We start from the raw sequence: 24,597 nt of genomic DNA on the forward strand, positions 1-24,597 counted from the left end.
GCCCATGCGCTCGTTGGTCATCGCCGTAGCCCAACCGCCCGTCCACACGCTCGACATCGCCGCCAACGCGACGCGGCATGCCGCCGCGGTGCGGGCCGCCGCGGCTCGACTGGTCGTCTTCCCCGAGCTCTCGCTGACGGGATACGACCTGGACGCCCCGCTGATCTCGCCCGACGACCCGCGGCTGCGCCCGCTGATCGACGCCTGCGCGGCCACCGACACGGTCGCGCTGGCCGGCGCCCCGATCGCCGGTCCGCACATCGCGACCCTGCTGATCGACGGTGACGGCGCCCGCGTCGTCTACCGCAAGACGAACCCGCACCACACCGAGTCCCGTTTCGCGGCCGGTCCCGGTCCCGAGGTGGTCGAGGTCGACGGCTGGCGTCTCGGCCTGGGCATCTGCCGCGATACCGGCATCGAGGAGCACGCGGCGTCCACGGCGGCGCTGGGGATCGACGCCTACGTGGCCGGCGTGGTCGACGAGCCCGCCGCCGACGTCGTGCTGGCCGAGCGGGCCCGCAAGATCAGCACGACGTACGGGGTCTGGGTCGCGATCTCGTCCTGCGCGGGCGCGACCGGTCCCGACTATCCCGAGACCGCCGGCCGCTCGGGCATCTGGGCACCGGACGGCACCGTGGCCGCCCGCACCGGCCGCGCCGTCGGCGAGATCGCCCGCGCGACCCTCTTCGCCGACAAGCTGGCCCGCGTCTGATCAACCCTTCCGGGCCAACACCGACGTCGTACGCAGTTCCAGCGTCACGGCACCACCGAAGTCGTCGAGCAGCGCGCCCAGGCCGTCCAGGACGCGCTGCTGGTCTTCGGGCGAGCGCCGGCGGAACGGCGAGAACGTCTGCATGAGCTCGAGATAGCGGCGCTTCGAGAAGACCGGGTACGTGTCCACGCGGCGTTCCCGCACATCGGCCCACACTCCGGCGTCGCGCACGTCATCGCGTACCCAATGATCCGGCCTCTCCACGACGGAGGGGTCGATCCGGTTGAGCACGTCGCTGATCGCCTCGGCCTGCGACGGGTCGGCGTACGCGTATTTGTGCTGGAAGACCGCGAGAACACCGCCCGGGGCGAGCGCGTCGACAGCCCGCCGATTGCGCGTCGCGGCATCCATCCAGTGCCAGGCCATCGCGCACGCGATCAGGTCCGGGCCCTTCGCCGGCGGGCGCCATTCCTCGTACGCCACCTCGAGCACCTCGACCCGCGGAAACTTGGCGCGCAGCACGTCGGCCATGCGCGGGTCGGGTTCGAGAGCGGTGATCGGGCAGTCGAAGGCGGTGAGCAGTTCGGTGCCCTTGCCGGTGCCCGCGCCCAGCTCGACGATGCTCGCGGGCGGCCCGCCGTAGTCGAGAATCGCCTGGCGCACCTGGTCGGGATAGCCCGGCCGAACATCGTCGTAAAGGGCAGCGACCTCACCGAATACCCGCACCATGCGCCCGACCGTAGCGTTTAGGCTCGATCTCATGCAGCACCATTACGTTCGGCCGGCCGGTTCGCCGCCCACCAACGGATACAGCCACGCGGTCGCCTTCACTGGCACAACGGTGGTCGTGTCGGGCCAGGTGCCGCTGGACGCCGAGGGCCGGCTGGTCGGCGAGGACGACGCACGCGAACAGACCCGCCAGGTGTTCCGCAACATCTCGTCGGCCCTGGCCGCGGCCGGCGCGACCATGTCCGACGTGGTCAAGCTGACGATCTTCCTGACGAACATGGCCGACCTCCCGGCCTTCCGCCAGGCCCGCGACGAGTTCATCGACCTGGAACACCCGCCGGCGAGCTCCCTGGTGCAGGTGGCCGGCCTGGTGAACGCCGACTTCCGCGTCGAGATCGAGGCCATCGCGGTCGTGCCCGCGCCCTCTGCCGGTTGAGTCCGTTTAGTCCCGCTTGCCGGCGCCGGGCGCTGACAGAACCGTCGGCGGTAAGCATCTTTCAGGTGAGCGTCCCGATTAATAGCTTAACCCATTAGAGGAAACATGCGCTTGCTCAACGGCAAGCATCGCGATTGATGCTCGCCTTTCCTCATGTCACGGCACTCTTTTCCGCGCTACAGCCCACAGTGGATCACTTTGTTCCTTGAGAACATGGCGCCGAGCTGATACCTCGCCGTTTTCGCTGCATGCTGCCGTGAACAGCGGACGCCGTTGATCGCAGGCAGGTGGGATGCGCTCGATGTCTCACGTCACGCTCAGCCTTCCGGGTTAACCCGACCGTCGGCAATCGACTGACTTCACGTTCCGGATAGGGCGGGCGGAAGCACTATCGCCCAACCCTGAGAGTTCGGCCATCTTTGTCGCAGCGCCGGAAGGCTTCGAGCCCCGGCCTCAACCAATTCGAGCAACAACGATTAGCCAACCGTTCCAGGAGGAACTCCCCCATGCGCAAGCTCACCAAGCGTTCCGCCGCTGTCGTCGTCGGCTCCGTTCTCGCCATCACCGGGGGAACCGCGGCGTTCGCTTACGTCCAGGGCTGGTTCCGAGGTACCAGCACCACGTATGCGGCGACTTCCACGATCGGCGACCTGACCGCGGTGATCGACGTTCGCACGGGCTCCGCCAACAACTTCTACCCGGGCAAGATTGTGGAACTCCACAACGTGACGGTGAACAACCCGAACGACTACAAGGTCAAGATCCTCGAGGTCACCTCAGTCGCAGTCACCGGTGGCGGCGACTGCGACCAGACGAAGGCGGGCTTCTCCTTTCCGGAGCTGAATACGACCACTGTCTTCAACAGCGGCGCGAATCCCGCGATCGACCTGGGAGATCTCAAGATGTCAACCGACGCCGACCCGGTCTGCGCGGCCAAGGGCGGCCTCACCGTCACGGCGACGCTCAAGGGTGACATCGCGCCGTGATGTGAAGGGCGGGGTGGGCGCAACAAACGTCCGCCCCCGCGCTGTCAGCCCGTCACTCCCAACGCGAATGAGGCGACTGTGAAGGCATGGCGAACTGCCGTCACCGTAGCGGCGACGCTGGCCACGGCATTCATCGTCGCCGGTGGCCAACCGAGCGACGCCGACGGGCAGACCATGATGCTCACCCACGGCGGCCGTGATTCCCACGGCAATGTGCGATTCACAGTCATCGGGCAGCCGGTGAGCGGTCTCTATCCCGGGGCAACCCGGGAGATCAAGATAACCGTGGTCAACCCGTTCGGCTTTCCGCTCTCATTGCGCACCCTGGACGGCAGCCTTGTCGGCACCAACCGCCGCGCCTGCCCGGCGACCCGCTCCACACTGCGGGTCGCCGGCTACAGCGGCCTCCTGCCGATCACGATCAAGCCCTATGGCCGCAGCACCCTACCCGGCACGATCCTGGTGACCATGCCTCGCGACGCAACCCCGCATTGCTCGAACACCAAGTTGCAGATCTCCCTCACCGGAATCGGCGGGAAGGCCGGCCGATGAGGAAACGATTCGCCTACGCACTGATCGGCACGACCGTGGCCGCTGTCGTCGCCGTCGGGACTTTGACCGCGAATGCCGAGTGGGTGATCAGCGCAAAGGCCGCCGTCAAGATTCGCACCGCGAAGGTGCCGGCCGGCAAGAAGCCGAGCGTTGCGAAACAGTCCAAGGCAGCGGTCGTGAGCTGGAGTGCTCTGGAGATCGCGCCCGGCGTTCGGATGAACCGCTACACCGTCACCGCCCACAGCCAGGACCTCCCGGCCAAGCCGAAAATCGTTCGCGAGATCGCGGCCTCGGGCGGCGGCAGCGAGTCCGTGACCTTCGCCGACGCCGAGGTGGCGGGCGGGAAGTGGCGGTGGACCGTCATTCCACGGTTCGCGAAGTGGACCGGCGCCGAAAGCGGCCTGAGCGAGGCCCTCAATTTCCCCGCCGCCCCAGCCGGTGCGCTCGCCGCGGAGCCGCCGGAAGCGAAGAAGCCCGCACCCATCACTTCGGATCCGCCCCCCGCTCCAACCGCCGAGTCGACGAGTAAACCCGCCGCCGAGCCTCCGCCCACTCCACCGGCCGCACCACCCAAAGACGACACCGAACCCCCGCCCGCGTCCTCGCCCGCGGAAGCGGAGCCTCCCGTGAGGGAGAAGGAGCCGGCGCCGTCCGCCAGTGGCCCGGCCGCCGAGGACATTCCTGAATAGGTGGGGAAATGATCGAGCCCGCGGCGGGGTCCCACGCCGCGGGCTCGATCAGCATGGGGGGCTCGGAAGGGTTAGGCGCAAAACGCGAATGCTACGGACATTCGGTTGATGGTGACCTCGCCGCGACCCAGGAATGGTTATGGTCTGCTCAGCACGGCCGTCGTGGATTTGGTTGCCGCGGGCGGTGGTGGTAGGTCACTGTCGCCCCACGACAATCGGGGCGTTCGGTGAAACCGCTGGTCAATGCCGTGGCCGCGATCCGGCACGCGCTTCCCCCTTTGGGATTAGGCCGGTCAGTCGCACCTGTGCGATTTATGCGCGCAGAACCGCGGACGGAATCCCGATCACATGACCCGGGGTCGTCGGCGACCGTTATTAGACACGAGTCGCCACCCGTCGCTGAGGAGGAAGGCGCCGCATGCGTACACCGATCGGACTGCCCGCCCCCTGTTCGACCAAGGCACGGCCATGATGCGGCGCGAGGTCCTCACCCGGCTGCGCGAGGCCGGCGGCTCAGACGGTCGCGGCCACGAGGGCAACAGGATCACCGACATGCACATCGAACTCGACCCCGCCGACCACGAGGAGCCCACGTGGGAGGTCCGGCATCCCCAGGCGGGACGGAAGAAACGCCTGGACCGCCGTACGCGAATGATCCTCGGCATCGCCGCGGCGTCCGCGGTCGTGGTCAACGCGGGCGCGGCCTGGGCCTACTGGCAGATCACCGGTTCGGAGGTGGCCCGTTCGACCGACGGGCCGCCGGTCGAGCTGGCGTTGCGGGCCCGGTCCGATCTGAACAAGTCGTTGCAGCCGGGGGCGAAAGGCGACCTGATCGTGACCGTCACCAACGACAACGGCTTCCCCATCAAGATCACTTCGGTGGCGGGCGGTGGGCCGATCACCGTCGACCCGGAGCACGCCAAGGTCGGATGTAAGCCGACGGGTGTGAATCTGAGCCGGCCGAACTTCCGGGTGCAGTGGAACGTCGGCCGCAACACGATCGGCGCCTTCAACGTGCCCGGCGGGCTGTCCATGCGGCCGGGCACCGGGGCGGGCTGCGACGGGGCCACTTTCACGGTCCCGGTGCGGGTTTCCGGCGTACGCGAGAACTAGGGTGCAGCCGCCGATAGTGCCGGCCGTTGTGGGCGGCGAGCTCGCGCACCTCGGGCGGCACGTCCACCGACGTACGCAGCACCTCGCTGGCCCGTTCCGCAGAGTCGTGCACCACCCGCTCGTCGTGGCTGGCCGCCTCGATGCCGTCGGCCACCACCCGAGCCATCGCATCCCCATAGGTGCGCGCGTCCTGGATCTCCCGCTCATGGATCAGGGTCGCCTCATGCTCGGCCCGCCGCGCGATACGAGCCTCATTCCGCTCGTACGCGTTCCCGCGTGAGGCGAACTTGAGGGCCACGGCCGCACAGTCGAGCGCCACGAGCAGCAGCATGATCCCGAGATAGAAGACGCCGACGCCCCAGAAGTCACTGCTCACCAGGTGCCACATCGCCGCCGTACGGGCTCCGAACCCGGCGTCCGCCTTGACCGCCTTCTCGTTGGCCTCGCGCTGCTCGCCGATGTGCCGCGTGAGGTCGGCCTGCTCCTCCGACCGCGCTTCGCGGCCCCGCCGCTGGGTGTCGAGCAGCCGTCCGGCCCGTACGTCGAGCGCGACCGCCTCGTCGTCCAGCGTCCGCGACCGCTCGACCAGCCGATCGCAGGACCCGCCGTCCGGGCAGCCGGCCGCCCTTGTGACACCGTTGCCGGCCGAGTCGTCGACGGCCTGTTGGTAGAGCTTGCGCGCGTCCTGCCGCTTCTGCGCGGCGCGATCGGTCAGCCCGCGTACGGCGTCGTCGTCGGCGGTCGTCTCCCGGTCGAGTTGCGCGAGCCGGGCCGTGTAGGCGCCGATCGCGCCGGCCGAGTCGATGCGGCTGAGCTGCTGGTTGTGCACCTCGTTGAGCCGCGCGTCGATCTCACCCTGGTAGCGGGCGAGCATCAGCGGCTCGGTGATGAGCACCGCGAACAGCACGGCCAGCCCGAGCCGCCCGGCGTACAGCCCGATCGTCGGCTTCTTGAGGAAATGTTTCGGGTCGGCCGAGTCGAGCTGCTCGTAGTTGATCGCGACCCGGCCGACCACCGCCCGGTCGTAGGCGACGACACCCGCGGCGACCAGCGGTCCGACCAGCCAGCGGTACCACGGATGCTGGTAGTTCGAACCGGCGTCGATGAACGCGGCGCCGCCGAGCGTGGCATAGACGAAGTACAGGAGGATGAAGACGCCGATCGCGGAGTACAGCACCCGATCGGAGTGGGTGCTCACGCTGGCCGGGTTGACGTTCGCCACCCGCAGCAGCACGTCCCGGCGACCCCTACGCATCCGGGAAGGCCTTGCTCAGCATGGTGCCGAGTCTTGCCGATCATGCAACCTAGCGAGGCTTGTTTCCGGATTATGTCGACAGATCCGGCTCGGTGATCGTCACGCGGACCGTCACCGAGGCCTGCACGGTCTGCGGCTGGGGATCGACCTCGAAGCCCGCGGATTCCTGCGCCGCGTCGAACGCCATCGCGCGCATCATCGGCCCGCCACCGCCGCCCACCCCCTCGTCGGCGATCTCGACGAGCTTGTCGACGCGGGCTCCGACCGCCGCGGCGTATTCGCGGGCCCGCGACAGGGCGTCAGCGATGGCCTCGCGGCGCACATCGGCCCCGGCCCGGCTGCCCGGTCGCAGTTGCCACCACGGCCCGGCGACGGACGCGTGCTCGAGCCCGGCCAGCCGCAGCAGCAACTGACCCAGCGGCTCGAAGTCGGTCACGGTGATCGAGGTCGAGACACTTCCCGAGTACGCCACCACGCGCTCGCTGCCCCGCTTGAGCTCGGGGAACACGCGGACGCCGCCCGTCTCACGCCGCTCGACGGCGTCGCCCGCCTCGGCCAGCAGGGCGTGCAGCTGCTCGGAGCGCTGCAGGAGCCGGGCAACCACCGTTTCGCGGTCGCGGTCGCGCGCGGACAGGGTGACGGAGACGACCGCCTGCTCGGGCGGCACCTCGCGGAAGGCCTCGCCGCGAACCACGACCGTGGGGTGATCGACCATGCCCCGACGTTACCCGGAGGGGGCGAGGCTCGCGCCACAGCCGGGACGGGCCAGCTCGGTCAGGGCGTCGCGGGCGTCGGCGCTGAGCCGATCGGTGTCGGCCGACGTGAGCGGGCCGACCTCGGCGCTGTCGACGCGGCCGCCCCGCACGTGCAGCCGGAACAACCCGCGCGGCCCGATGATCACGCGAATGGCCGGCTGGGCGCGGCCTTCGTCGATCAGCCGGTAGGCCTCGGCTATGCGGCCGCGGGCGGTGTCGAAACCCTCGCCGCGCTCGACCAGAGGCGCCGTCGCCGCCAGCATGCGTGCTGTTTCCAGGGCCTCGAGCAGGCCCGCGGCGACCCGGGCCGGGCCCAGCGCGGACCACCAGCCGGGCAACAGACCTATGTCGACGAACCGGCCGACCGGGTCGACGACCGCGTAGGCCGTGCCCGTGCGGTCGGTGCCGCTTAGGCGCTTCTGAATGTTGGCGTTCACCGGCGCTCCCCCGATCTCCGGTTCCACCGAGAGTAGCGCAAGCATTCGGGGCGGCGAATGCCACGATCGCCCGGCAAACCCGCTCTGATCAGGAACTACGACGTGCCTGAGAGAGTCCGAGCTGGGCGGCCCTGACGGCCACGATCAGCAACGATGGCCGGACAGCGGCGGCGAACCGAGCCGGTGTCCACATTGTCGGAAGGCTCGCCAAGCTTCACAACACAGAGGGAGGGGAAAGGCGAGGGGAGGCGGAAGGCGAAGGAAAGGGAGGGAAGGCGAGGCCCAGTGACCGCGGTACCGGGCTCAGGCGAGGTGCGCGACCGCGGCACAGGGCTCAGACGCGGTGCGGCGCGCGACCGCAGCGCCGGGCTCAGGCGAGGCGGGCGACCGCGGCGCCGACCCTCTCGTCGGTGGCGGTCAGCGCGATCCGCACGTGCTGCTCACCCGCCGGGCCGTAGAAGGCCCCCGGAGCGGCCAGGATGCCGCGGTCGGCCAGCCAGTCGACGGTCTTCCAGCAGTCCTCGCCGCGCGTCGACCAGAGGTAGAGCCCGGCCTCGGAGTGGCTGATCTCGAAACCGGCGCCGGTCAGCGCGGCTCGCAGCCGATCGCGCCGCCCGGCGTAGAGATCGCGTTGTGCGGCCACGTGCTCCTCGTCGCCCAGCGCGGCGATCATCGCCGCCTGCACCGGCGCGGGCACGATCATGCCGGCGTGCTTGCGGACCGCGAGCAGTTCGGCGATGAGCGCGGGGTCGCCGCCGACGAACGCGGCACGATAGCCGGCCAGGTTGGACCGTTTGGAGAGCGAGTTGACGGCCAGCACGCCGGTGTAGTCGCCGCCGGTCACCCGGTCGTCGAGGATCGAGACGGGGTCCGTCTCCCAGCCCAGCGACAGGTAGCACTCGTCGCTGGCCACGACCACGCCGCGCTCGCGCGCCCACGAGACGACCTTGCGCAGGTGCTCGACCGGGAGCACCTTGCCGGTCGGGTTGGACGGCGAGTTGATCCAGACCAGGCGCACCCGCGGATCGGGCCCGACCGCGGTCAGCGAGTCGGACCGGATCACGGTGGCGCCGGACAGGCGGACGCCGACCTCGTAGGTCGGGTACCCGACCGACGGGATCACGACCTTGTCGCCGGGACCGGCGCCGAGCAGCGTGGGCAGCCAGGCGACCAGTTCCTTGGAGCCGATCGTCGGCAGCACGCCCGGCGTGCCGGACGCCCCGCAGGCCCGTGCCAGCCACCCCGCGATGGCCGCCCGCAGCGCCGGCGTACCGGCGGTGAGCGGGTAGCCGGGAGCGTCCGACGCGTCCGCGAGGGCGCGCCGGATCAGCGGCGGCACGGGATCGACGGGAGTGCCGATCGAGAGGTCGACGATCCCGTCAGGGTGCGCGGCGGCTCGAGCCTTGGCCGGCTCCAGCAGATCCCACGGAAAGTCAGGTAGAGCCGCCGACAGTGCGCTCAGTGGTCGCCCCTGGGCGGCTGACCGACGATGAACGGGGTGTCCTTGTCGATCTTGCCGACCTTGGCCGCACCACCGGGCGAACCGAGATCTTCGAAGAACTCGTAGTTCGCGGTGGTGTAGTCCTTCCACTGGTCGGGGACGTCGTCCTCGTAGAAGATCGCCTCGACCGGGCAGACCGGCTCACAGGCCCCGCAGTCGACGCACTCATCGGGGTGGATGTAGAGCATCCGGTTGCCCTCGTAGATGCAGTCGACCGGGCATTCCTCGATGCATGCCTTGTCGAGCACATCGACGCACGGCTCAGCGATGATGTAGGTCACGGGTCTTTCCCTCCCAAGCCACGCCGCGGGGACCGCCGGCGACAGTTGCAGAGCCTAGTATCTCCGCCGGAGGAGGTGACACGTGCTCCGACGGCAGGATGTGGGACACCGGGTGGTGGTACGCCGAATTGTAGGCGTTTCGCAGGATCGCACGCTCTACACCGATGCCCTCGGTGAGTTGGTGGCTCTCACCGAGACCGATCTCACGATCGCCACCGACAAGGGAACCGTACGTGTTCCCCTGCGCGAGGTGCACCGGGCCAAGCGCGTGCCGGCCGCCCGACGGCCACCCGCGGCCGAGGTGACCGCCCTCGAACTGGCCGCGAACGACGCCTGGCCGGCCCCCGTACGGGCCACGCTCGGCCGCTGGATCCTGCGTGCCGCCGACAACTGGACCGGCCGGGCCAACTCCGCGCTCGCGGTCGGCGACCCCGATCGCCCGCTCGAGTCCGCCATCGACGCCGTCGAGCAGTGGTACGAGGCGCACGGCCAGCGCCCGCTGATCAACGCCCCGATGCCGCTCGCCGCCCCGGTGAACGCCGCCCTGGACGCCCGCGGCTGGGGTGCCCGGCCGCTCACCCTCGTGCAGACGGCCACGGTCGCCGCCCTGACGACCGCCTTGGAGCCCCGCCCCGACCTGCCGCCGGTCGAGCTGGCCGACAGCCCGGGCGACGACTGGTTCGCGATGGTCGCCGATCACAAGGGCACCCTTCCGCCTGCCGCGGCCCGCATCCTCACGGCCCCGGCCGAGGTCGTCTTCGCCCAGGTACGCGACTCGGACGGCGGCCTGCTCGCGATCGGCCGCGGCGCGGTCACCGGCCCGGGCCGCTGGCTGGGTGTCGCGCTGCTTCAGACGGCGCCGCACGCGCGCCGCCGGGGCGTCGCCCGGCACGTGTTGCGCGAGCTCGTGCTCTGGGGTGCCCAGCGGAGCAGTGCCCGCGCCTATCTGCAGGTCGAGGAGCGCAACACGGGTGCGGTGGCGCTCTACGGCCGGGTGGGCTTCACCACTCATCACACCTATCTGACCCGCGAAGCCCCGCTCGGCTAACGACGTACGATCTTGCGGGGCTTGGCCTGGCGGGTCTCGGTGTAGGCCCGCAGAGCCCGCGACCGGTAGTCGCGGCCCAGCGTCACCGCTATCCAGTAGCCGACCAGCACGCCCGCACCCGCGAAGCCCGCGTAGAGCGCGATCTGCGAGAAGAAGCCCTCGGAACCGCCCGAGAACGGCTGGTCGCCGCTGATGAACGGGCCGGCCACGAGGGTCAGCAGCATCGCGCCGGCCACCCCGAAGACCAGGTCGGGGGCGAGCCACTCGGAGGGGCGCCGGCGCTGCGAGACCAGGAACGTGTAGACCGCGAGGACCAGTCCGACCAGCGAGAACATGATGATCGTGATGCGGCCGCCGGCGTCGTCGTCACCGTCGAACCCGAAGCGGGTGACCAAGCGGGCCACCACGTTCACGGCGAACAGACCGATCGCGAGCGCCGCGATCGGGAACCAGCGCTGCTGCCTCATGACCCCTCCCAGGGACCTGTGCTGCGCGGCTCAGTCACCGCCGCAGACGAATCGTGGCTCGGGATCGTAGCGCCAGGTGAACTTCTCGCGCTCGATCTCCCGGCCATCTTTGCGGATGACGCGCCATGCGTCCTGGGTGAAACCTGGGAGTCCGCTGCTAGCTATGCACTTGGGTCCGGCCGGGCGGTGCTGGGTCGGCGGGCTGGTCGCGTTGCGCCGGGGCCCGTACACGGTCTTGACGCTGTCGTAGACCTTGGTGCTCCACATGGTCACGGTCACCGAGCGCCCGGTCGTGGCGGTGTCGATCAGGATCCCGTACGGCGTGGTGTTCTTGAACTTGAGATCGAGCGAGGGATAGAAGATCGTCGACTCGATGACCGACGGGTAGCGCGAGAAGTAGAACGAGTGCGGCTTGTGCTCGACGTCCTTGAGACCCGCGTAGTAGGCGGCGTTGAACAGCGTCGTGGTGAACTGGGAAGCACCGCCGCCGACACCCGGCTCGAGCACCCCGTTCACGATCACCGGCGCGTCCTTGTAGCCGGACGCGTAGTCGCGCTCGCCGGTGTGCCCGTTCAGCGAGAACGTCTTGCCGGGCCGCAGGATCGCCCCGTCCACGTCCTTCGCGATCGTGATGATGTTCTGGCTGCGCGGCGAGCTGCGACCACCGGTGAAATACGTGGTGAACGTCGAGACCTTCTCCTTGATGCCCAGCTTGGCGACGTCGGCCGCGCTCGTGTCCGACTGTTTCTCGGCGAGCACCGCACTCACCGCGCGTGGCGCCGGAGCCGCCAGCACCGTGAGCAGTTCGGATTCCAGCTTGTCGAGATCGACCAGGCGACCGGGCGCCCCGTTCACCACCTGAGGCTTGCCGTCACGCAGCTGCACGGTGGCCGGCTTGGCGGCGGTCTCCACCTTCCCGAACTCGGCGGCGCCGGCCTTACGCAGCTTCGCCCCGTCGATCGCCGCGGTCAGCTTGCCCGCATTGTCCGACCGGAAGACCAGGCCCTTCGCGACCGCCGCCGGGGTGAGCCGGAACGACTTCGCACCCACGGTCACGGTCACCGGAGCGGCCACGGCCGGCTTCGCGAGATCGGCGATCAATGCGTCGACCTGCTCTTTCGTCGTCGCCGGGGCGCGCGTGCTCAGCGGCACCTCGGCCACCGACCCGGTCGGCCACGCCTTCCTGACCCGCTCGGCGGCGGCCGCCTTCTCAAGATCAAGACCGGGTCCCGGGTACGTGGCCACGGGCGTGACACCCTTGAAGGTGATCCCCGGTTTGCGGATCGAGAACCGCTCGGCGCTCACCTGCTTGCGCAGCGCCGCCTCGAGCTTGGCCTCGTCGAGCCGCACGACCGGCTCGACGATCGTGGCGCCGAAGAGCCGGCGCCCGCTCCCCGCGGCGGCCTCGACCGTCGCGGGCACGTCGAAGGTCAGCCCCACCGCTTCGGGTTCGACCGTCACGTCTTTGCCGTCGAGCAGCACCCGGGCCGGTCGGGTAGCGCGGGCGGCCACGTGGTCGCCGAACGCCTTCTCGGCCTCGGCCCTGGTCAGCGCGCCCAGGTCGAGCCCGAGCACCTCGGTGCCGCGCGGAATGTCGCCCGAGCTGACGTAGGCCGCCGTGCCGCCCGCGCCGACCGCGAGCAGGCCGGTCACCCCGGCCGCAACCAGCCACTTCCGGCGCTTTCGCGGAGCTTCGACGGGCGGGATCCGCTCCTCGGGCGGCGGCTGACGCTGAGCCGGGGCGGGCGAGGCCGCGACGTTGCCGACCGGCGTCTCGTTGAGGATGACGGTGTCGTCCGCCCCCGCACCCGATCGTGGCTGCTCGACGGATCCCTCGGACCTGGACGTCACGGGCTCACCTCATCGCCGACGTGGGACCGGCACCCACGTATCTGCAGGTGGTACGCACGGCGGCGGCTCGCGGTTCACCCGGACCGGCGCCTAGGGAAGGCTGCGCTTCAGGATCAGCCGATAGGAGTAGACCGCGAAGGACAGGCTCCCGGCCAGGATCATCACGAGCGCGACCCAGTCGGAACCGCCGAGCAGATAGTCGCCCTCGCGCGTGCGCACGCCCGCCGCGAACAGCATGATCAGCGTCCACAGCGCCCAGGGCGGGCCGATCGCCCACTTGCGGTGGGTCGTGGAGACCGCGAACCAGGCGATCGCCCAGTTGAGCGCCACCGCGAGCACGACCGAGACCCAGAGCAGCGGACCACCGCCGGAGCCGATCGAGTCGCCGCGCCAGATCGTCGTCAGGTCACCGGCGCGCAGCGTGGTCAGGATCAGCTCGAGGAAGCCGGTGACGACCGCGGCCACGATCGCGATCACCAGGCCGCCGACGCGGATCACCGTCTCCCAGCCCGCCCACGTCTCGCGAGGCGGAACCTCGTACGCCTCGGGGCTGGGCAGTTGCTCGGCGGAAGTGGGCGTGTCGGACATCGGGGTGTCGCTTTCGGTCTTCATCGGGTGACCGCCTCGGCTGCGGCCGGTTGTTCCAGGCCCAGGCCGCCGAACAGGTCGCTCTCCCAGCCGTGGGGACCCTCGCCCGGGCCGCGTTCGCCCTTGGCGATGGTGAAGTATTCGACGCCCATGAACTCGCCGCCGAAGTCGCCCGCGATGCCGTAGAGCCAGGAGTTGTCGGGGATCTGGGTGGCGTGCGCCTGCATCGCCGCGACCTTGCTCTGGTAGTAGTCGGTGCCGTCGATGCGCGCGGCGATCTCGTCGTCGGGGTGGCCGAAGGGAAGATCTTCGACGTTCTCGACCTCGGCGAACGGGTTGTCGGAGAGCTCGCGGAACGCCTCCATGCCGTCGCGCAGCACGCTCAGCGGCATGGCCGTCCAGTAGATCTTGCTGGGGCCGTCGTCGCCGGCCAGTTCGGCCGCGCGCATCGCCACCCGGTGGGCCTGGATGTGATCGGGATGACCGTAGAACCCGTTCGGGTCGTACGTGATCATGACCTGGGGGCGGACCTCGCGGATCACCTCGAGCAGCAGGGCCGCGGCCTCGTCGAGGTCGGCCTGCCAGAAGGCGCGCGGGTGCTCGTTGGTCGGCAGGCCCATCATGCCCGAGTCGCGGTAGCGGCCGGCCCCGCCGAGAAACCGGTGATCGGTCACGCCGAGGGCCGCGCACGCACGCGAGAGCTCGACCAGGCGGTAACCGCCGAGCTGGTCGGCCTGGGCCGCCTCGAGCTGCGCGAGCTCGGGCACGTGGATCTCGCCCTCTTCGCCGAGAGTGCAGGTCACGAGGGTCACGTGGGCGCCGGAGGAGACGTAGTGGGCCATCGTGGCCCCGGTGCCGGTGACCTCGTCGTCAGGGTGGGCGTGCACCAGCAGCAGGCGGCGGGCGGGCAGGGCGTCAGTCACGCGCGCAAGAATACGCGGGAACATCGGGCCGATCCGCCTACGCCGTGCCCGGTTTGGGGCGCGCGAACCCAGCTTGATCAGCGATGCTGTCCGGGTGGACTTCCCCGGGCTCGCCGAGCGCACAGGTCACTTCCGCTACGGCGCGCCGTACGCGGTGACGGTCGGAGCGGACGGCCGGCGCATGGCGTTCCTGCGCTCGACCGGCCCCGAGGACCCGATCTCGTCCCTCTGGGCGCTCAACGTCGCCACGTCGACCGAGTCGCTGGTCGCAGCGGGCCCGGTCCGGGCGTACGCCACCGATCGCGACGCCCGCGTGGCGGCGTTCGCGCGCGAGGGCCGGCTGTTCCGGGCCGACCTGATCCGCGGCACGGTGGCCGAGGTGCCGACCGTGGCGCCCGTCGAGGATCCCCGGCCGGACCCGTCGGGCGGCTCCATCGCGTACATCAGCCGGGCCGACGGCTCGCCCTCGCTGCGCGTCGTCGGGCCGGACGGCGACCGGCTGCTCGCGGGTGAGTCGGGCAACGCCTGGCGCGAGCACGGCGGCATGATCGGCTGGGGTGTGCCCGACGAGGCGGCACTGCGCCTGGGCCGCGACCGCGGCTGGTGGTGGTCGCCCGACGGCCGCCAGATCCTGGCCACCCGCACGGCCACGACGACCAGCCTGCACCTGCTCGACCTCGACTACGGCTGGGTCGACGTGCACTGGGACCGCGAGACCTATCCGCACGTGGTCAACGTGCGCTGGGCCGACGGCGGCGGCCCCCTGATCACGGTGTTGCGCCGCATGCAGCAGCACGGCCTGGTGCTGGCGGTCGACCCGCGCACCGGCGAGACCCAGGTGCACGCGGAACTCGCCGACGCCCGGTGGGTCGAGCCGGTCATCGGCACGCCGCGCCATCTGCCTGACGGGCGGGTGCTGGTCGGCGGCGAGCTGGCCCACGACGGCTTCGACGCGCGCTGCCTGTTCGCCGACGGCAGCCTGCTCACCCCGCCGAACCTTTACGTGCGTCGCGTGGTCGGCACGGTCCCGCGCCCCGGCGGCCCGAACGGCTCCCCCGACCTGATCGTCGAGGGCACCGACGGCGACCCGGCGTCCCAGGCGGTCTTCCGCGTACGCACCTCGCTGGGCGGAGGCAGCGCGGAGGCCACGAAAATCACGTCGACCCCGGGCCGTCACCACGCCGAGGCCGGCGGCGACATCCTGGTCGTCGACGACGTGGTGTGGCGCGGCCGCACCCGGCTGGCCGCGCTGGGCAACCTGTCCGCGCCGCTGCCCTACGACCCGCGGCCGGCCCTGGAACGGGTCACCGACCGCCGCCTGCCCGCCGCGGTCCTCTACCCGACCGGGTTCGTCGGCGGCCGCAAGATCCCGGTCCTGGTCACGCTGGGCGAGGGCCCCGGCAGCCAGCAGGTGTTGCACGACCCGGCCGCCTGGCAGGAACGACAGTGGCTGGCCGACGCGGGCTTCGCCGTCGTGAGCGTCGACGGCCGGGGGACGCCCGGAGTCGCGCCGAGCTTCGAGAAGGTGGTGCACCGCCGGCTCGTCGACGTCAGCCTGGGCGACCAGGTGGACGCCCTGCTCGACCTGCGCGGCAAGCACCCCGACCTCGATCTGAGCTCGGTCGCCGTACGCGGCTCCGGGCTCGGTGGATGGCTGGCGGCGATGGCCGTCCTGCGCCGCCCCGACGTCTTCCACCGCGCGGTGGCCCGCGACCCGCTCGTCGACTGGCACGAGGTGCCGTTGCCGCTGGCCGAGCGCTACCTGGGCGACCGCCGCGACTCCCTCGACGTCTACGCCCACCACAGCCTGCGCGAGGCCGCCGCCGAAACCCCCAACCCGGCTCCGATCCTGCTGGTCGGCGCCACCGTCCCCGGCCTCCCGACGGTCACAGCCCTCCCCTTGGCCGGCGAGCTGGCCTTCCTGCAGGGCCAGCCCCCACACGGCGCCGTCGCCTAGTCGCTAGTAAGCTAGTCACTAGCTTCTCACCCCCTGCGGAGGCGTTGTGACACGCTTGATGTTCGAGGAAGCGGCGGCCATGACCGGCGAGCAGTACCTCGCTCTCGGCGAGACGCCCGAACAGATCGAGCTTTTCGACGGAAGTTTGGTCCTGCATCTCACCGAACCGGTCACGGCGATCCTCGACCTGGAAGTCTTGCTGCCTGGGTGAGTTCTGTCGTACCCGTCGCCTAGGGTCGGGTTCATGAGCCACTTCGACGAGGCTTCGGCCGCGGTTCAGGCCGCCCTCGATGCCGGGGCACGCTATGCCGACTGCCGCGTCATGCTGCGGCGCACCGAGTCGATGACCGCCCGCGACGGCGATGTGGAAGAGCTCGGCTCCGACGAGAGCGCCGGCCTGGGCGTACGGGCCCTGGTCGGGTCGAGCTGGGGCTTCTTCGCCGTGCCCGACCTGTCCGACGCCGCCGCCCGCGCCGCGGGCCGCCGGGCCGCCGAGATCGCCCGGGCCAGCGCCACCGTGCCCGGCCCGCCGGTCGACCTGGTGCCGAGCAACGCCGTCGAGGCGAGCTGGGCCAGCGAGTGCGAGATCGACCCGCTCGGTGTCTCCCTCTCGGCCAAGGGCGACCTGATCGTCGGCGCGACCGCCGCGGCCAAAGAGGCGGGCGCCGACCTCGCCGAGGGCGTCTACCAGATCTGGGACACGCGCAAGTGGTTCGTCTCCAGCGAGGGCCACCGCATCGACCAGCACGTCCGCGAGTGCGGGGCCGGCGTCACGGCCAGCGCCTTCGGCGACGGCGAGATCCAGCGCCGCTCCTGGCCGTCCTTCCGCGGGCAGTACGGCACGAGCGGCTGGGAACTGGTCGACAGCCTCGACCTGATCGGCAACGCGCCCCGCATGGCCGAGGAGGCCCGGGCCCTGCTCTCCGCGCCGCTCTGCCCCACCGGCGAGACCACGCTGGTGCTCGGCGGCGAACAGCTCGCGCTGCAGATCCATGAGTCGGTCGGCCACGCGATCGAGCTCGACCGCATCCTCGGCTGGGAGGCCGCGTTCGCCGGCACGAGCTGGCTCGACCTGCGCAAGCTGGGCTCGCTGCGCTACGGCTCCGAGCTGATGAACATCACCATCGACCCGACCATCCCCGGCGCCCTCGGCAGCTTCGGCTTCGACGACGAGGGCACCCCCGCGGCCAAGCGCGATGCCGTGCGCGACGGCGTCTGGGTCGGTGTGCTGGCCGGGCGCGACTCGGCCGCCGTCGCCGGCCTCGACTACGCGGGCAGCGTCCGCTCCGACGGCTGGGCGCGACTGCCGATGGTCCGCATGACCAACGTCGGCCTCGAGCCCGGCCCCCACTCGCTCGACGAGATCATCGCGGCCACCGACGACGGCGTGTTCATGGACATCAACCGCTCCTGGTCGATCGACGACCGCCGCCTCAACTTCCAGTTCGGCTGCGAGATCGGCTACGAGATCAAGAACGGCAAGCTCGGCCGCATGGTGCGCAACCCCACCTACACCGGCATCGGCCCCAGGTTCTGGCAGTCGATGGACATGCTCTCCTCCGAGAGTGTCGCGTGGGGCACGCCCAACTGCGGCAAGGGCCAGCCCGGCCAGGTGGGCCACACCGGCCATCCAGCCGGTCCGGCCCGGTTCACCGACGTACGTGTGGGGGTGCGGGGATGAGTCTCGACATCGTCCGGTCCGGGGTCGAGCTCGAGCTCGCCGCCCGGGTCGTCGAGCTGGTGCGGCGGCAGGCGGGGCCGTCCGCCGAGGCCGAGGTCGTGGTGCGGCACGACGCCGAGGCGCTGACCCGCTTCGCCGTCTCGATGATCCACCAGAACGTGGCCGACGCCGCCACGACCGTGGGCCTGCGTGTGCACCTCGACGGGCGCACGGCGTCCGGTTCGACCACGGTCATCGACGCCGCCGGGTTGCAGGGCCTGGTCGAGCGCACGATCGCCGCGGCCCGGCTGAGCCCGCCCGACGTGACGTGGCCCGGCCTCACCCCGCCGACCCCGCTGCACCAGTCGGCGGGCCACCACGGTTCGGGCACGCGGTCCGGGCTCGACTTCGGTTTCGACGAGGCGACCGCCCGGTCGACCCCGGGTGAGCGGGCCGAGCGGGTGCGCGACTTCGTGCGCGCCGCCGGGGGCCTCGAGACCGCGGGTTACTGCCGCACGACGTACACGTCAGCCGCCTTCGCCAACAGCGCGGGTCAGGCGGTCGAGGGGCGTACGGCCGAGGCGGCGATGGACGGCATCGCCCGCGACAACGGCGCCGACGGCGTCGCCCGTCTCGCGAGCGGTCGCCTCGCCGATCTCGACGGGGCCCGGCTCGGCGCCCGCGCGGCGGCCAAGGCGAGAGCCGGTCAAGATCCGATCGAGCTCGCCCCCGGCCGCTACGAGGTGGTGCTCGAGCCCGAGGCGGTCGCCGATGTGCTCGACAACCTCGCGATCTTCGGGTTCAACGGCAAGGCGTACGCGCAGAAGCAGTCCTTCGCCGAGATCGGCGCCGACCAGTTCGACCCGTCGGTGTCCCTGGTGGACGAGCCTCTCGGCAGCCGCGCCGAGCACGCCCCCGGTCTGCCGTTCGACGACGAGGGCACCCCGCGCGACTGGCTGGTGCTGGTGCGCGAGGGCGTGACCAAGGCCGTCGCCCACGACCGCACGTCGGCCGCCGAGGCCGGGGCCGAGTCGACCGGGCACGCTTCCGGCTCGTCGCGCACCTGGGGTCCCTTCCCGACCCATCTGCGCCTCGAGGCGACCTCGGCCGCCACGGAACAGGTGCTGCCACCCGCCGGCCCGGGCGACCCGACGGCCGAATCGGCCCGCCCGCTCGTGGCCCACATGGAGCGCGGCCTGCTGATCACCGACCTGTGGTACACCCGCGTACTCGATCAGAAGACGCTGGTGCTGACCGGCCTGACCCGTAACGGCGTCTGGCTCGTCGAGAACGGCGAGGTGACCCGGCCGGTGAGCAACATGCGCTTCACCCAGTCCTATCCGCAGGCGCTGGCGGCCGGCCAGGTGCTGGGCATCGGCAGTGAGACGGTGCTGCTTCCCGATCGCTGGTCCGGCACCCGCTACGCCGCTCCGGCCCTTCACCTGGCGAGCTGGAACGTCACCGGCAACGCGTCCGGCTGACCGCCCGCGATCGTCCACTGTCGCTCGCCGCGCGGTCACCGTCGCCGTCGGGGGCCAGCGCCCTGACCGCCGCAGCTGCTTCCTCGGCACGCCCCCTTCGCGGGAGGCGGCGCATTGACCGGCATGTTTGACTGAGCCGGTGAGCGAGACGCCGCGCCACCCCGACGAGGACAGTGACGCCACCGTGCGTCTCCCGAGGCCCGACCGCTCCACTCCGCCGGTCAGCCGCGCGGCCGACGCCGGCACACCCGATCGCAGCAGTTCGACCGCCGGCCCCTCGGCGGACAGCGTCCCGGCTGCGGACAGTGCCCCGGACAGCGGCTCGGACAGTGCCCCGGACAGCGGCTCGGACAGCGGCTCGGACAGTGGCTCGGACAGTGGCTCGGACAGTGGCTCGGCCACGGACGGCGGAGCAGCAGGCGGCGGGGCGCGCGGTGTGCGTTCCGTGGCGGGCGGGCTGGGAGCCGGGTGGCGGAGGCTGGTCGGCTCGGTGGGAACATCCGAGCGGCGGGGGCCACGGCCCACCCCGGCCGCGGCGGGCACGCCGGAGGAGCGGCAGCGGCGACGTCGGCAGTGGTGGGTGGCCGGCATCTCGGCCGGCTCCGCCCTGGTCGTGATCGCGCTGTGCGCCGGCGCGCTCTGGGTGGTCGACATCGTGGACGACGACGAGGGCGACACGGCGGCCCGGGAGTCCCAGGCGTTGCGCGACCAGAGCTGCCTCGACCTCGAACGCCGCCTCAACCGCCTCAACCCGCCCGGCGCCACGACCAACCCGGCCACGCGCGCGGTCGCGATCCGCGACGAGAACGCGGCCGTCCGCCTCTACGTGGGCGAGATCAACGACCAGCGCGCCCAGGACGGCTGGCGTCAGCTCCTCGACGCCCGCGGCGTCTTCGCCGACGCCCTCGACCGCCAGGCGAAGACCCGCACCCCGGCCTTCTACGTCGTCCCGAGAGCCGACGACCGCGAGCCCGTGACCGCCGACCTGCTCGAATGGTCTCCCTCGGCGTGCGCCGGCCCGCTGCGCCGCCTCGCCGCCCCCGACCTCTGACGCTCCCCGACGGCCGCTCCACGACGCACCCTTTACGACGCGCCCTCCACGGCCCGCCCATCAGGGAGGGGGAGGCGGCGGCGCGGACCCTACCCCCAGCCGTGGATCAACACACTTCGTTGTCCACAGGCGTCCGTTTCCGATCAGCCAGGCCAAGATCCATTAGCGCGTGTGGACCTATCGATGCGATCAGGGTCGACATTTGTGATCCCCACCCCATCCCTGGGCGAGAAACTGTCCGGCCCTCGGCGTAACGTGTGCCCCACATCACGGACGCATTGGCGGCTGCCGGGCTCCCTCTCGCTCGCCGGCCGGGTCACTTGGACAGGCACGTCAGGAGATCGAATGACGACGACGGCAACGAGGCCGGGCGTGGGGCCCTCCGGTCCGCAGCGTTCACGCGCGGCGATCACGGCCAAGACGCTGCGCACCGACCGGTGGTGGTTCCCCCCGCTGATCACCTTCATCGGCCTCGCGGCATGGGTCACTTACGCGACCGTCCGCGTGTTCATGCACAAGTGGTATTTCGTCGAGCAATACCACTACCTAACGCCGTTCTACTCGCCGTGCATCACCGACCGGTGCGTCGAGGGCTCCTCGCTGTTCGGCACCCCGCTGCCGAGCTTCTGGCTGATCCCCGAGGCCGCCTTCACCCTGCCGTTCCTGCTGCTGTTCCGGCTGACCTGCTACTACTACCGCAAGGCCTACTACCGCGCCTTCTGGATGTCCCCGCCGGCCTGCGCGGTGCCCGACGGCCACAAGACCTACACCGGCGAGACCCGCTTCCCGCTGATCTTCCAAAATGCTCATCGCTACGCGTTCTACGCCGCCGTGATCATCTCGCTGATCAACACGTGGGACGCGATCATCGCCTTCCACAGCCCCGAGGGTTTCGGGTTCGGGCTCGGCAACATCATCCTGCTGATCAACGTGATCATGCTCTGGGCGTACACGGTGTCCTGTCACTCCTGCCGCCACATCACCGGTGGCCGCCTCAAGCACTTCTCGAAGCACCCCGTGCGCTACAAGATCTGGACCTTCGTGTCCAAGCTCAACGTGCGGCACATGCAACTGGCTTGGATCACTCTCGGCACCCTCGCGCTGACCGACTTCTACGTCATGGCGCTGTCCGCCGGCTGGTTCTCCGATCTGCGGTTCGTCGGCTAGGGAGCGGCGCACAAAATGACCACTGCACGAATCGAACGACACTACTTCGACGTCGTCGTCATCGGGGCCGGCGGTGCCGGTCTGCGAGCGGCGATCGAGGCCCGGCTGGCCGGCAAGCGCACCGCGATCATCTCCAAGTCGCTGTTCGGCAAGGCCCACACGGTGATGGCCGAGGGCGGCGCCGCCGCGGCGATGGGCAACGTCAACTCGCGCGACAACTGGATGGTCCACTTCCGCGACACGATGCGCGGCGGCAAGTTCCTCAACAACTTCCGCATGGCCGAGCTGCACGCCAAAGAGGCACCCGAACGCATCTGGGAGCTGGAGACATACGGCGCGCTGTTCGACCGTACGAAGGACGGCAAGATCTCGCAGCGCAACTTCGGTGGGCACGAGTATCCCCGCCTGGCGCACGTGGGCGACCGCACCGGCCTCGAACTGATCCGCACGCTGCAACAGAAGATCGTCTCGCTGCAGCAGGAGGATTTCGCCGAGACCGGCAACTACGACGCGCGCATCCGGGTCTTCGACGAGACCACGATCACCGAGCTGCTGCTCGACGGCAACCGCGTCGCCGGCGCCTTCGGCTATTACCGCGAGTCGGGCGAGTTCATCCTGCTCGAGGCGCCGGCCGTGATCCTGGCGACCGGCGGCGTCGGCCGCAGCTACAAGGTCACCTCGAACTCCTGGGAATACACAGGGGACGGCCACGCCCTCGCGCTGCGGGCCGGCGCGACGCTGATCAACATGGAGTTCCTGCAGTTCCACCCGACCGGCATGGTCTGGCCGCCCAGCGTCAAGGGCATCCTGGTCACCGAGTCGGTGCGGGGCGACGGCGGCGTGCTGCGCAACAGCGACGGCAAGCGCTTCATGTTCGACTACGTCCCCGACGTGTTCCGCAAGCAATACGCGGACACCGAGGAGGAGGCCGACCGCTGGTACACCGACCCCGACAACAACCGCCGCCCACCCGAGCTGCTGCCGCGTGACGAGGTCGCCCGCGCGATCAACTCCGAGGTCAAGGCCGGTCGCGGCACCAAGGCGGGCGGTGTCCTGCTCGACGTCTCCACCCGCATGCCGGCCGAGACGATCACCAAGCGCCTCCCGTCGATGTACCACCAGTTCAAAGAACTGGCCGACGTCGACATCACGAAGGAGCCGATGGAGGTCGGCCCCACCTGCCACTACGTGATGGGCGGCGTCGAGGTCGAGCCCGACACGACCGCCGCGATGGGCACGGTCGAGGGCCTGTTCGCCGCGGGCGAGGTGTCCGGCGGCATGCACGGCTCCAACCGTCTCGGCGGCAACTCGCTCTCCGACCTGCTGGTCTTCGGCAAACGGGCCGGCGAGCACGCCGCGACCTACACCGACTCGCTCGCCAAGCGGCCGAAGGTCGACACGTCCGACGTGGAGCTCGCGGTTCGCACGGCGCTCGCCCCTCTCGAACGGCAGAGCGGCGAAAATCCGTACGGGCTGCAACAAGACCTTCAGGCCGTGATGGGTGATCTGGTCGGCATCATCCGGCGCGCCGGCGAACTGACCGACGCCCTCAAGCGCATTCAAGAGCTGAAGTTGCGTGTCGCCCAGGTCGGTGCGACCGGCGGGCGTCGTTACAACCCCGGCTGGCACCTCGCTCTCGACCTGCGCAACATGCTGATCGTCTCGGAGTGCACGGCCAAGGCGGCGCTTGAACGCGAGGAGTCGCGCGGCGGTCACACCCGGGAGGACTTCCCGCAGATGAGCCCCGAGTGGCGCAAGGTCAACCTGGTCTGCGCCCTCGGCACCGACGGCGACGTGCATCTCGAACGCAAGCCGCTGCCGCGGATGCGCGACGAGCTGTTCGAGCTTTTCGACCGCTCCGAGCTGGCGAAATACGTGACCGCGGAAGAGCTGGGCCAGGACGAGGCGAACGCGCAGAGCAAGACGGAGGCGAAGTAATGGGCACCAAGCGCCACTTCCGCGTCTGGCGGGGCGACGAGGCCGGCGGCGACATCCAGGACTACGACGTCGAGGTCAACGAGGGTGAGGTCGTCCTCGACATCATCCACCGGCTGCAGGCGACGCAGACGCCCGACCTCGCCTGCCGGTGGAACTGCAAGGCCGGCAAGTGCGGCTCCTGCTCGATGGAGATCAACGGCAAGCCGCGGCTGGGCTGTATGACCCGCATGTCGACCTTCGAGGAGGACGAGACGGTCACGATCACGCCGTTGCGCACCTTCCCGGTCATCCGCGACCTGGTCACCGACGTGTCCTTCAACTACGAGAAGGCGCGCGAGACCCCGGCCTTCGCGCCGCCGGCCGGCGTGGCCCCGGGCGAATACCGCATGCAGCAGATCGACGTCGAGCGGAGCCAGGAGTTCCGCAAATGCATCGAGTGCTTCCTCTGCCAGAACACGTGCCACGTCGTACGCGACCACGACGAGAACAAGGCCGCTTTCTCCGGCCCGCGCTACTTCATCCGCGCGGCCGAGCTCGACATGCACCCGCTCGACGCCCGCGAGGACCGCAAGGAGTACGCGCAGGCGCACCAGGGCATGGGCTACTGCAACATCACCAAGTGCTGCACCGAGGTCTGCCCCGAGCACATCAAGATCACCGATAACGCGATCATCCCGATGAAGGAGCGCGTGGTCGACCGCCGCTACGACCCGCTGGTCTGGCTCGGCCGCAAGATCTTCCGCCGCGACCAGATCGACGGCCAGTCGATGGCCCCGAGCGTCTCGGTCGGCGTGACCGGCGCCGGTGACGCGACGCCGTTCTCCAGTGCCCGGCTCGCCGAGAACCCGCCGGTCCGCGAGGACGGCAAGATGGACGTCAGCGAGGTCGCGCTGCCGATCCAGGGTGGCCCGTCGCCGTTCGGTGACGTGAGCTTCCCGATGCCGACCGACCGCGTCACCTATCACCAGCCCGAGCCCGGCAAGGACCCGGACGGTCACCACTGACCTCGGCTCCGGCCGC

25 protein-coding genes are annotated in these 24,597 nt (G+C 70.4%); 15 read left to right on the forward strand and 10 right to left on the reverse strand.

The window, feature by feature from the left end:
* Positions 1 to 4: 4 nt before the first annotated feature.
* Entirely contained in the window at positions 5 to 712 is a 708-nt protein-coding gene (locus EER30_RS02830; RefSeq protein WP_127497926.1) for a carbon-nitrogen hydrolase family protein, read from the forward strand.
* Here EER30_RS02830 and EER30_RS02835 read toward each other — a convergent pair whose 3' ends face one another.
* On the reverse strand, positions 713 to 1,441 hold the full coding sequence (locus tag EER30_RS02835; RefSeq protein WP_164842209.1) for a methyltransferase domain-containing protein: 729 nt from the start codon (positions 1,439 to 1,441) through the stop codon (positions 713 to 715).
* Between the two features lie 31 nt (positions 1,442 to 1,472).
* Between EER30_RS02835 and EER30_RS02840 the strand changes: the two genes are divergently transcribed.
* The 5 genes from EER30_RS02840 to EER30_RS02860 all read left to right on the forward strand — a co-directional run bounded on the left by EER30_RS02840 (position 1,473) and on the right by EER30_RS02860 (position 5,217).
* The gene (locus EER30_RS02840; RefSeq protein ID WP_127497929.1) at positions 1,473 to 1,877 is read left to right on the forward strand and encodes a RidA family protein; all 405 of its coding nucleotides are present in this window, start codon (positions 1,473 to 1,475) and stop codon (positions 1,875 to 1,877) included.
* A 506-nt stretch (positions 1,878 to 2,383) separates the two neighbouring features.
* Positions 2,384 to 2,863, forward strand: a complete 480-nt coding sequence (locus tag EER30_RS02845) for a hypothetical protein (protein ID WP_127497931.1) — start codon at positions 2,384 to 2,386, stop codon at positions 2,861 to 2,863.
* A gap of 78 nt (positions 2,864 to 2,941) precedes the next feature.
* Complete coding sequence (locus tag EER30_RS02850; protein WP_127497933.1) at positions 2,942 to 3,415, forward strand: hypothetical protein; 474 nt, start codon at positions 2,942 to 2,944, stop codon at positions 3,413 to 3,415.
* The gene (locus EER30_RS02855) at positions 3,412 to 4,104 is read left to right on the forward strand and encodes a hypothetical protein (RefSeq protein WP_127497935.1); all 693 of its coding nucleotides are present in this window, start codon (positions 3,412 to 3,414) and stop codon (positions 4,102 to 4,104) included. The genes EER30_RS02850 and EER30_RS02855 overlap by 4 nt, the downstream gene beginning before the upstream one ends.
* A gap of 468 nt (positions 4,105 to 4,572) precedes the next feature.
* Entirely contained in the window at positions 4,573 to 5,217 is a 645-nt protein-coding gene (locus tag EER30_RS02860) for a hypothetical protein (protein ID WP_127497937.1), read from the forward strand.
* Here EER30_RS02860 and EER30_RS02865 read toward each other — a convergent pair.
* From EER30_RS02865 to fdxA, 5 genes are all read right to left on the reverse strand, one after another.
* Complete coding sequence (locus EER30_RS02865; RefSeq protein WP_127497939.1) at positions 5,177 to 6,472, reverse strand: DUF4407 domain-containing protein; 1,296 nt, start codon at positions 6,470 to 6,472, stop codon at positions 5,177 to 5,179. The two genes, EER30_RS02860 and EER30_RS02865, sit on opposite strands and share 41 nt — an antisense overlap.
* Positions 6,473 to 6,542: 70 nt before the next feature.
* Positions 6,543 to 7,187 (reverse strand): SIMPL domain-containing protein, encoded by a 645-nt coding sequence (locus EER30_RS02870; RefSeq protein WP_127497941.1) that lies wholly within the window; start codon positions 7,185 to 7,187, stop codon positions 6,543 to 6,545.
* 9 nt (positions 7,188 to 7,196) lie between these two features.
* A complete protein-coding gene (locus EER30_RS02875; protein ID WP_127497943.1) occupies positions 7,197 to 7,664 on the reverse strand; it encodes a hypothetical protein in 468 nt (155 codons plus the stop codon).
* 370 nt (positions 7,665 to 8,034) lie between these two features.
* Positions 8,035 to 9,126, reverse strand: coding sequence for a succinyldiaminopimelate transaminase (gene dapC, locus EER30_RS02880; protein WP_240669845.1), 1,092 nt, complete (start codon positions 9,124 to 9,126; stop codon positions 8,035 to 8,037).
* Positions 9,123 to 9,446: a ferredoxin gene (gene fdxA, locus EER30_RS02885; protein WP_240669719.1), complete on the reverse strand. Its 324-nt coding sequence runs from the start codon at positions 9,444 to 9,446 to the stop codon at positions 9,123 to 9,125. Before fdxA ends, dapC begins: the two co-directional genes overlap by 4 nt.
* Positions 9,447 to 9,528: 82 nt before the next feature.
* Between fdxA and EER30_RS02890 the strand changes: the two genes are divergently transcribed.
* A complete protein-coding gene (locus EER30_RS02890) occupies positions 9,529 to 10,494 on the forward strand; it encodes a GNAT family N-acetyltransferase (RefSeq protein WP_127497947.1) in 966 nt (321 codons plus the stop codon).
* Here EER30_RS02890 and EER30_RS02895 read toward each other — a convergent pair.
* From EER30_RS02895 to mshB, 4 genes are all read right to left on the reverse strand, one after another.
* Positions 10,491 to 10,961 carry a hypothetical protein gene (locus EER30_RS02895; RefSeq protein ID WP_127497948.1) on the reverse strand — a complete coding sequence of 157 codons (471 nt, stop codon included), beginning with the start codon at positions 10,959 to 10,961 and terminating at the stop codon, positions 10,491 to 10,493. The two genes, EER30_RS02890 and EER30_RS02895, sit on opposite strands and share 4 nt — an antisense overlap.
* Before the next feature lie 30 nt (positions 10,962 to 10,991).
* On the reverse strand, positions 10,992 to 12,812 hold the full coding sequence (locus EER30_RS02900) for a VanW family protein (RefSeq protein WP_127497950.1): 1,821 nt from the start codon (positions 12,810 to 12,812) through the stop codon (positions 10,992 to 10,994).
* 90 nt (positions 12,813 to 12,902) lie between these two features.
* Positions 12,903 to 13,424 carry a hypothetical protein gene (locus EER30_RS02905; protein ID WP_240669720.1) on the reverse strand — a complete coding sequence of 174 codons (522 nt, stop codon included), beginning with the start codon at positions 13,422 to 13,424 and terminating at the stop codon, positions 12,903 to 12,905.
* On the reverse strand, positions 13,421 to 14,347 hold the full coding sequence (gene mshB, locus EER30_RS02910; protein WP_127497952.1) for an N-acetyl-1-D-myo-inositol-2-amino-2-deoxy-alpha-D-glucopyranoside deacetylase: 927 nt from the start codon (positions 14,345 to 14,347) through the stop codon (positions 13,421 to 13,423). Before mshB ends, EER30_RS02905 begins: the two co-directional genes overlap by 4 nt.
* Before the next feature lie 130 nt (positions 14,348 to 14,477).
* On the opposite strand from mshB, the gene EER30_RS02915 reads away from it, so the two are divergent.
* From EER30_RS02915 to EER30_RS02945, 8 genes are all read left to right on the forward strand, one after another.
* The gene (locus tag EER30_RS02915) at positions 14,478 to 16,280 is read left to right on the forward strand and encodes a S9 family peptidase (protein ID WP_432417514.1); all 1,803 of its coding nucleotides are present in this window, start codon (positions 14,478 to 14,480) and stop codon (positions 16,278 to 16,280) included.
* A gap of 46 nt (positions 16,281 to 16,326) precedes the next feature.
* Entirely contained in the window at positions 16,327 to 16,491 is a 165-nt protein-coding gene (locus EER30_RS46885; RefSeq protein ID WP_164842210.1) for a hypothetical protein, read from the forward strand.
* A gap of 33 nt (positions 16,492 to 16,524) precedes the next feature.
* A complete protein-coding gene (locus EER30_RS02920; protein WP_127497956.1) occupies positions 16,525 to 17,961 on the forward strand; it encodes a TldD/PmbA family protein in 1,437 nt (478 codons plus the stop codon).
* Positions 17,958 to 19,421, forward strand: a complete 1,464-nt coding sequence (locus tag EER30_RS02925) for a TldD/PmbA family protein (protein ID WP_127497958.1) — start codon at positions 17,958 to 17,960, stop codon at positions 19,419 to 19,421. The genes EER30_RS02920 and EER30_RS02925 overlap by 4 nt, the downstream gene beginning before the upstream one ends.
* Before the next feature lie 139 nt (positions 19,422 to 19,560).
* Positions 19,561 to 20,472 carry a hypothetical protein gene (locus EER30_RS02930; RefSeq protein WP_127497960.1) on the forward strand — a complete coding sequence of 304 codons (912 nt, stop codon included), beginning with the start codon at positions 19,561 to 19,563 and terminating at the stop codon, positions 20,470 to 20,472.
* A gap of 345 nt (positions 20,473 to 20,817) precedes the next feature.
* Positions 20,818 to 21,639: a hypothetical protein gene (locus tag EER30_RS02935; RefSeq protein ID WP_127497962.1), complete on the forward strand. Its 822-nt coding sequence runs from the start codon at positions 20,818 to 20,820 to the stop codon at positions 21,637 to 21,639.
* A 15-nt stretch (positions 21,640 to 21,654) separates the two neighbouring features.
* A complete protein-coding gene (locus tag EER30_RS02940; protein ID WP_127497964.1) occupies positions 21,655 to 23,577 on the forward strand; it encodes a fumarate reductase/succinate dehydrogenase flavoprotein subunit in 1,923 nt (640 codons plus the stop codon).
* Positions 23,577 to 24,581 carry a succinate dehydrogenase/fumarate reductase iron-sulfur subunit gene (locus EER30_RS02945; RefSeq protein ID WP_127497966.1) on the forward strand — a complete coding sequence of 335 codons (1,005 nt, stop codon included), beginning with the start codon at positions 23,577 to 23,579 and terminating at the stop codon, positions 24,579 to 24,581. The genes EER30_RS02940 and EER30_RS02945 overlap by 1 nt, the downstream gene beginning before the upstream one ends.
* Positions 24,582 to 24,597: the final 16 nt, after the last annotated feature.

Source organism: Actinoplanes solisilvae, from assembly GCF_003999975.1.
Taxonomy (GTDB): domain Bacteria; phylum Actinomycetota; class Actinomycetes; order Mycobacteriales; family Micromonosporaceae; genus Actinoplanes; species Actinoplanes solisilvae.

What these genes read in the sequence shown, in the direction of transcription:
- EER30_RS02830 (WP_127497926.1), top strand. Translation starts at nt 5, where the DNA reads ATGCGCTCGTTGGTCATCGCCGTAGCCCAACCGCCCGTCCACACGCTC.
- EER30_RS02835 (WP_164842209.1), bottom strand. Translation starts at nt 1,441, where the DNA reads ATGGTGCGGGTATTCGGTGAGGTCGCTGCCCTTTACGACGATGTTCGG.
- EER30_RS02840 (WP_127497929.1), top strand. Translation starts at nt 1,473, where the DNA reads ATGCAGCACCATTACGTTCGGCCGGCCGGTTCGCCGCCCACCAACGGA.
- EER30_RS02845 (WP_127497931.1), top strand. Translation starts at nt 2,384, where the DNA reads ATGCGCAAGCTCACCAAGCGTTCCGCCGCTGTCGTCGTCGGCTCCGTT.
- EER30_RS02855 (WP_127497935.1), top strand. Translation starts at nt 3,412, where the DNA reads ATGAGGAAACGATTCGCCTACGCACTGATCGGCACGACCGTGGCCGCT.
- EER30_RS02860 (WP_127497937.1), top strand. Translation starts at nt 4,573, where the DNA reads ATGATGCGGCGCGAGGTCCTCACCCGGCTGCGCGAGGCCGGCGGCTCA.
- EER30_RS02865 (WP_127497939.1), bottom strand. Translation starts at nt 6,472, where the DNA reads ATGCGTAGGGGTCGCCGGGACGTGCTGCTGCGGGTGGCGAACGTCAAC.
- EER30_RS02870 (WP_127497941.1), bottom strand. Translation starts at nt 7,187, where the DNA reads ATGGTCGATCACCCCACGGTCGTGGTTCGCGGCGAGGCCTTCCGCGAG.
- EER30_RS02895 (WP_127497948.1), bottom strand. Translation starts at nt 10,961, where the DNA reads ATGAGGCAGCAGCGCTGGTTCCCGATCGCGGCGCTCGCGATCGGTCTG.
- EER30_RS02905 (WP_240669720.1), bottom strand. Translation starts at nt 13,424, where the DNA reads ATGAAGACCGAAAGCGACACCCCGATGTCCGACACGCCCACTTCCGCC.
- mshB (WP_127497952.1), bottom strand. Translation starts at nt 14,347, where the DNA reads ATGTTCCCGCGTATTCTTGCGCGCGTGACTGACGCCCTGCCCGCCCGC.
- EER30_RS02920 (WP_127497956.1), top strand. Translation starts at nt 16,525, where the DNA reads ATGAGCCACTTCGACGAGGCTTCGGCCGCGGTTCAGGCCGCCCTCGAT.
- EER30_RS02925 (WP_127497958.1), top strand. Translation starts at nt 17,958, where the DNA reads ATGAGTCTCGACATCGTCCGGTCCGGGGTCGAGCTCGAGCTCGCCGCC.
- EER30_RS02935 (WP_127497962.1), top strand. Translation starts at nt 20,818, where the DNA reads ATGACGACGACGGCAACGAGGCCGGGCGTGGGGCCCTCCGGTCCGCAG.
- EER30_RS02940 (WP_127497964.1), top strand. Translation starts at nt 21,655, where the DNA reads ATGACCACTGCACGAATCGAACGACACTACTTCGACGTCGTCGTCATC.
- EER30_RS02945 (WP_127497966.1), top strand. Translation starts at nt 23,577, where the DNA reads ATGGGCACCAAGCGCCACTTCCGCGTCTGGCGGGGCGACGAGGCCGGC.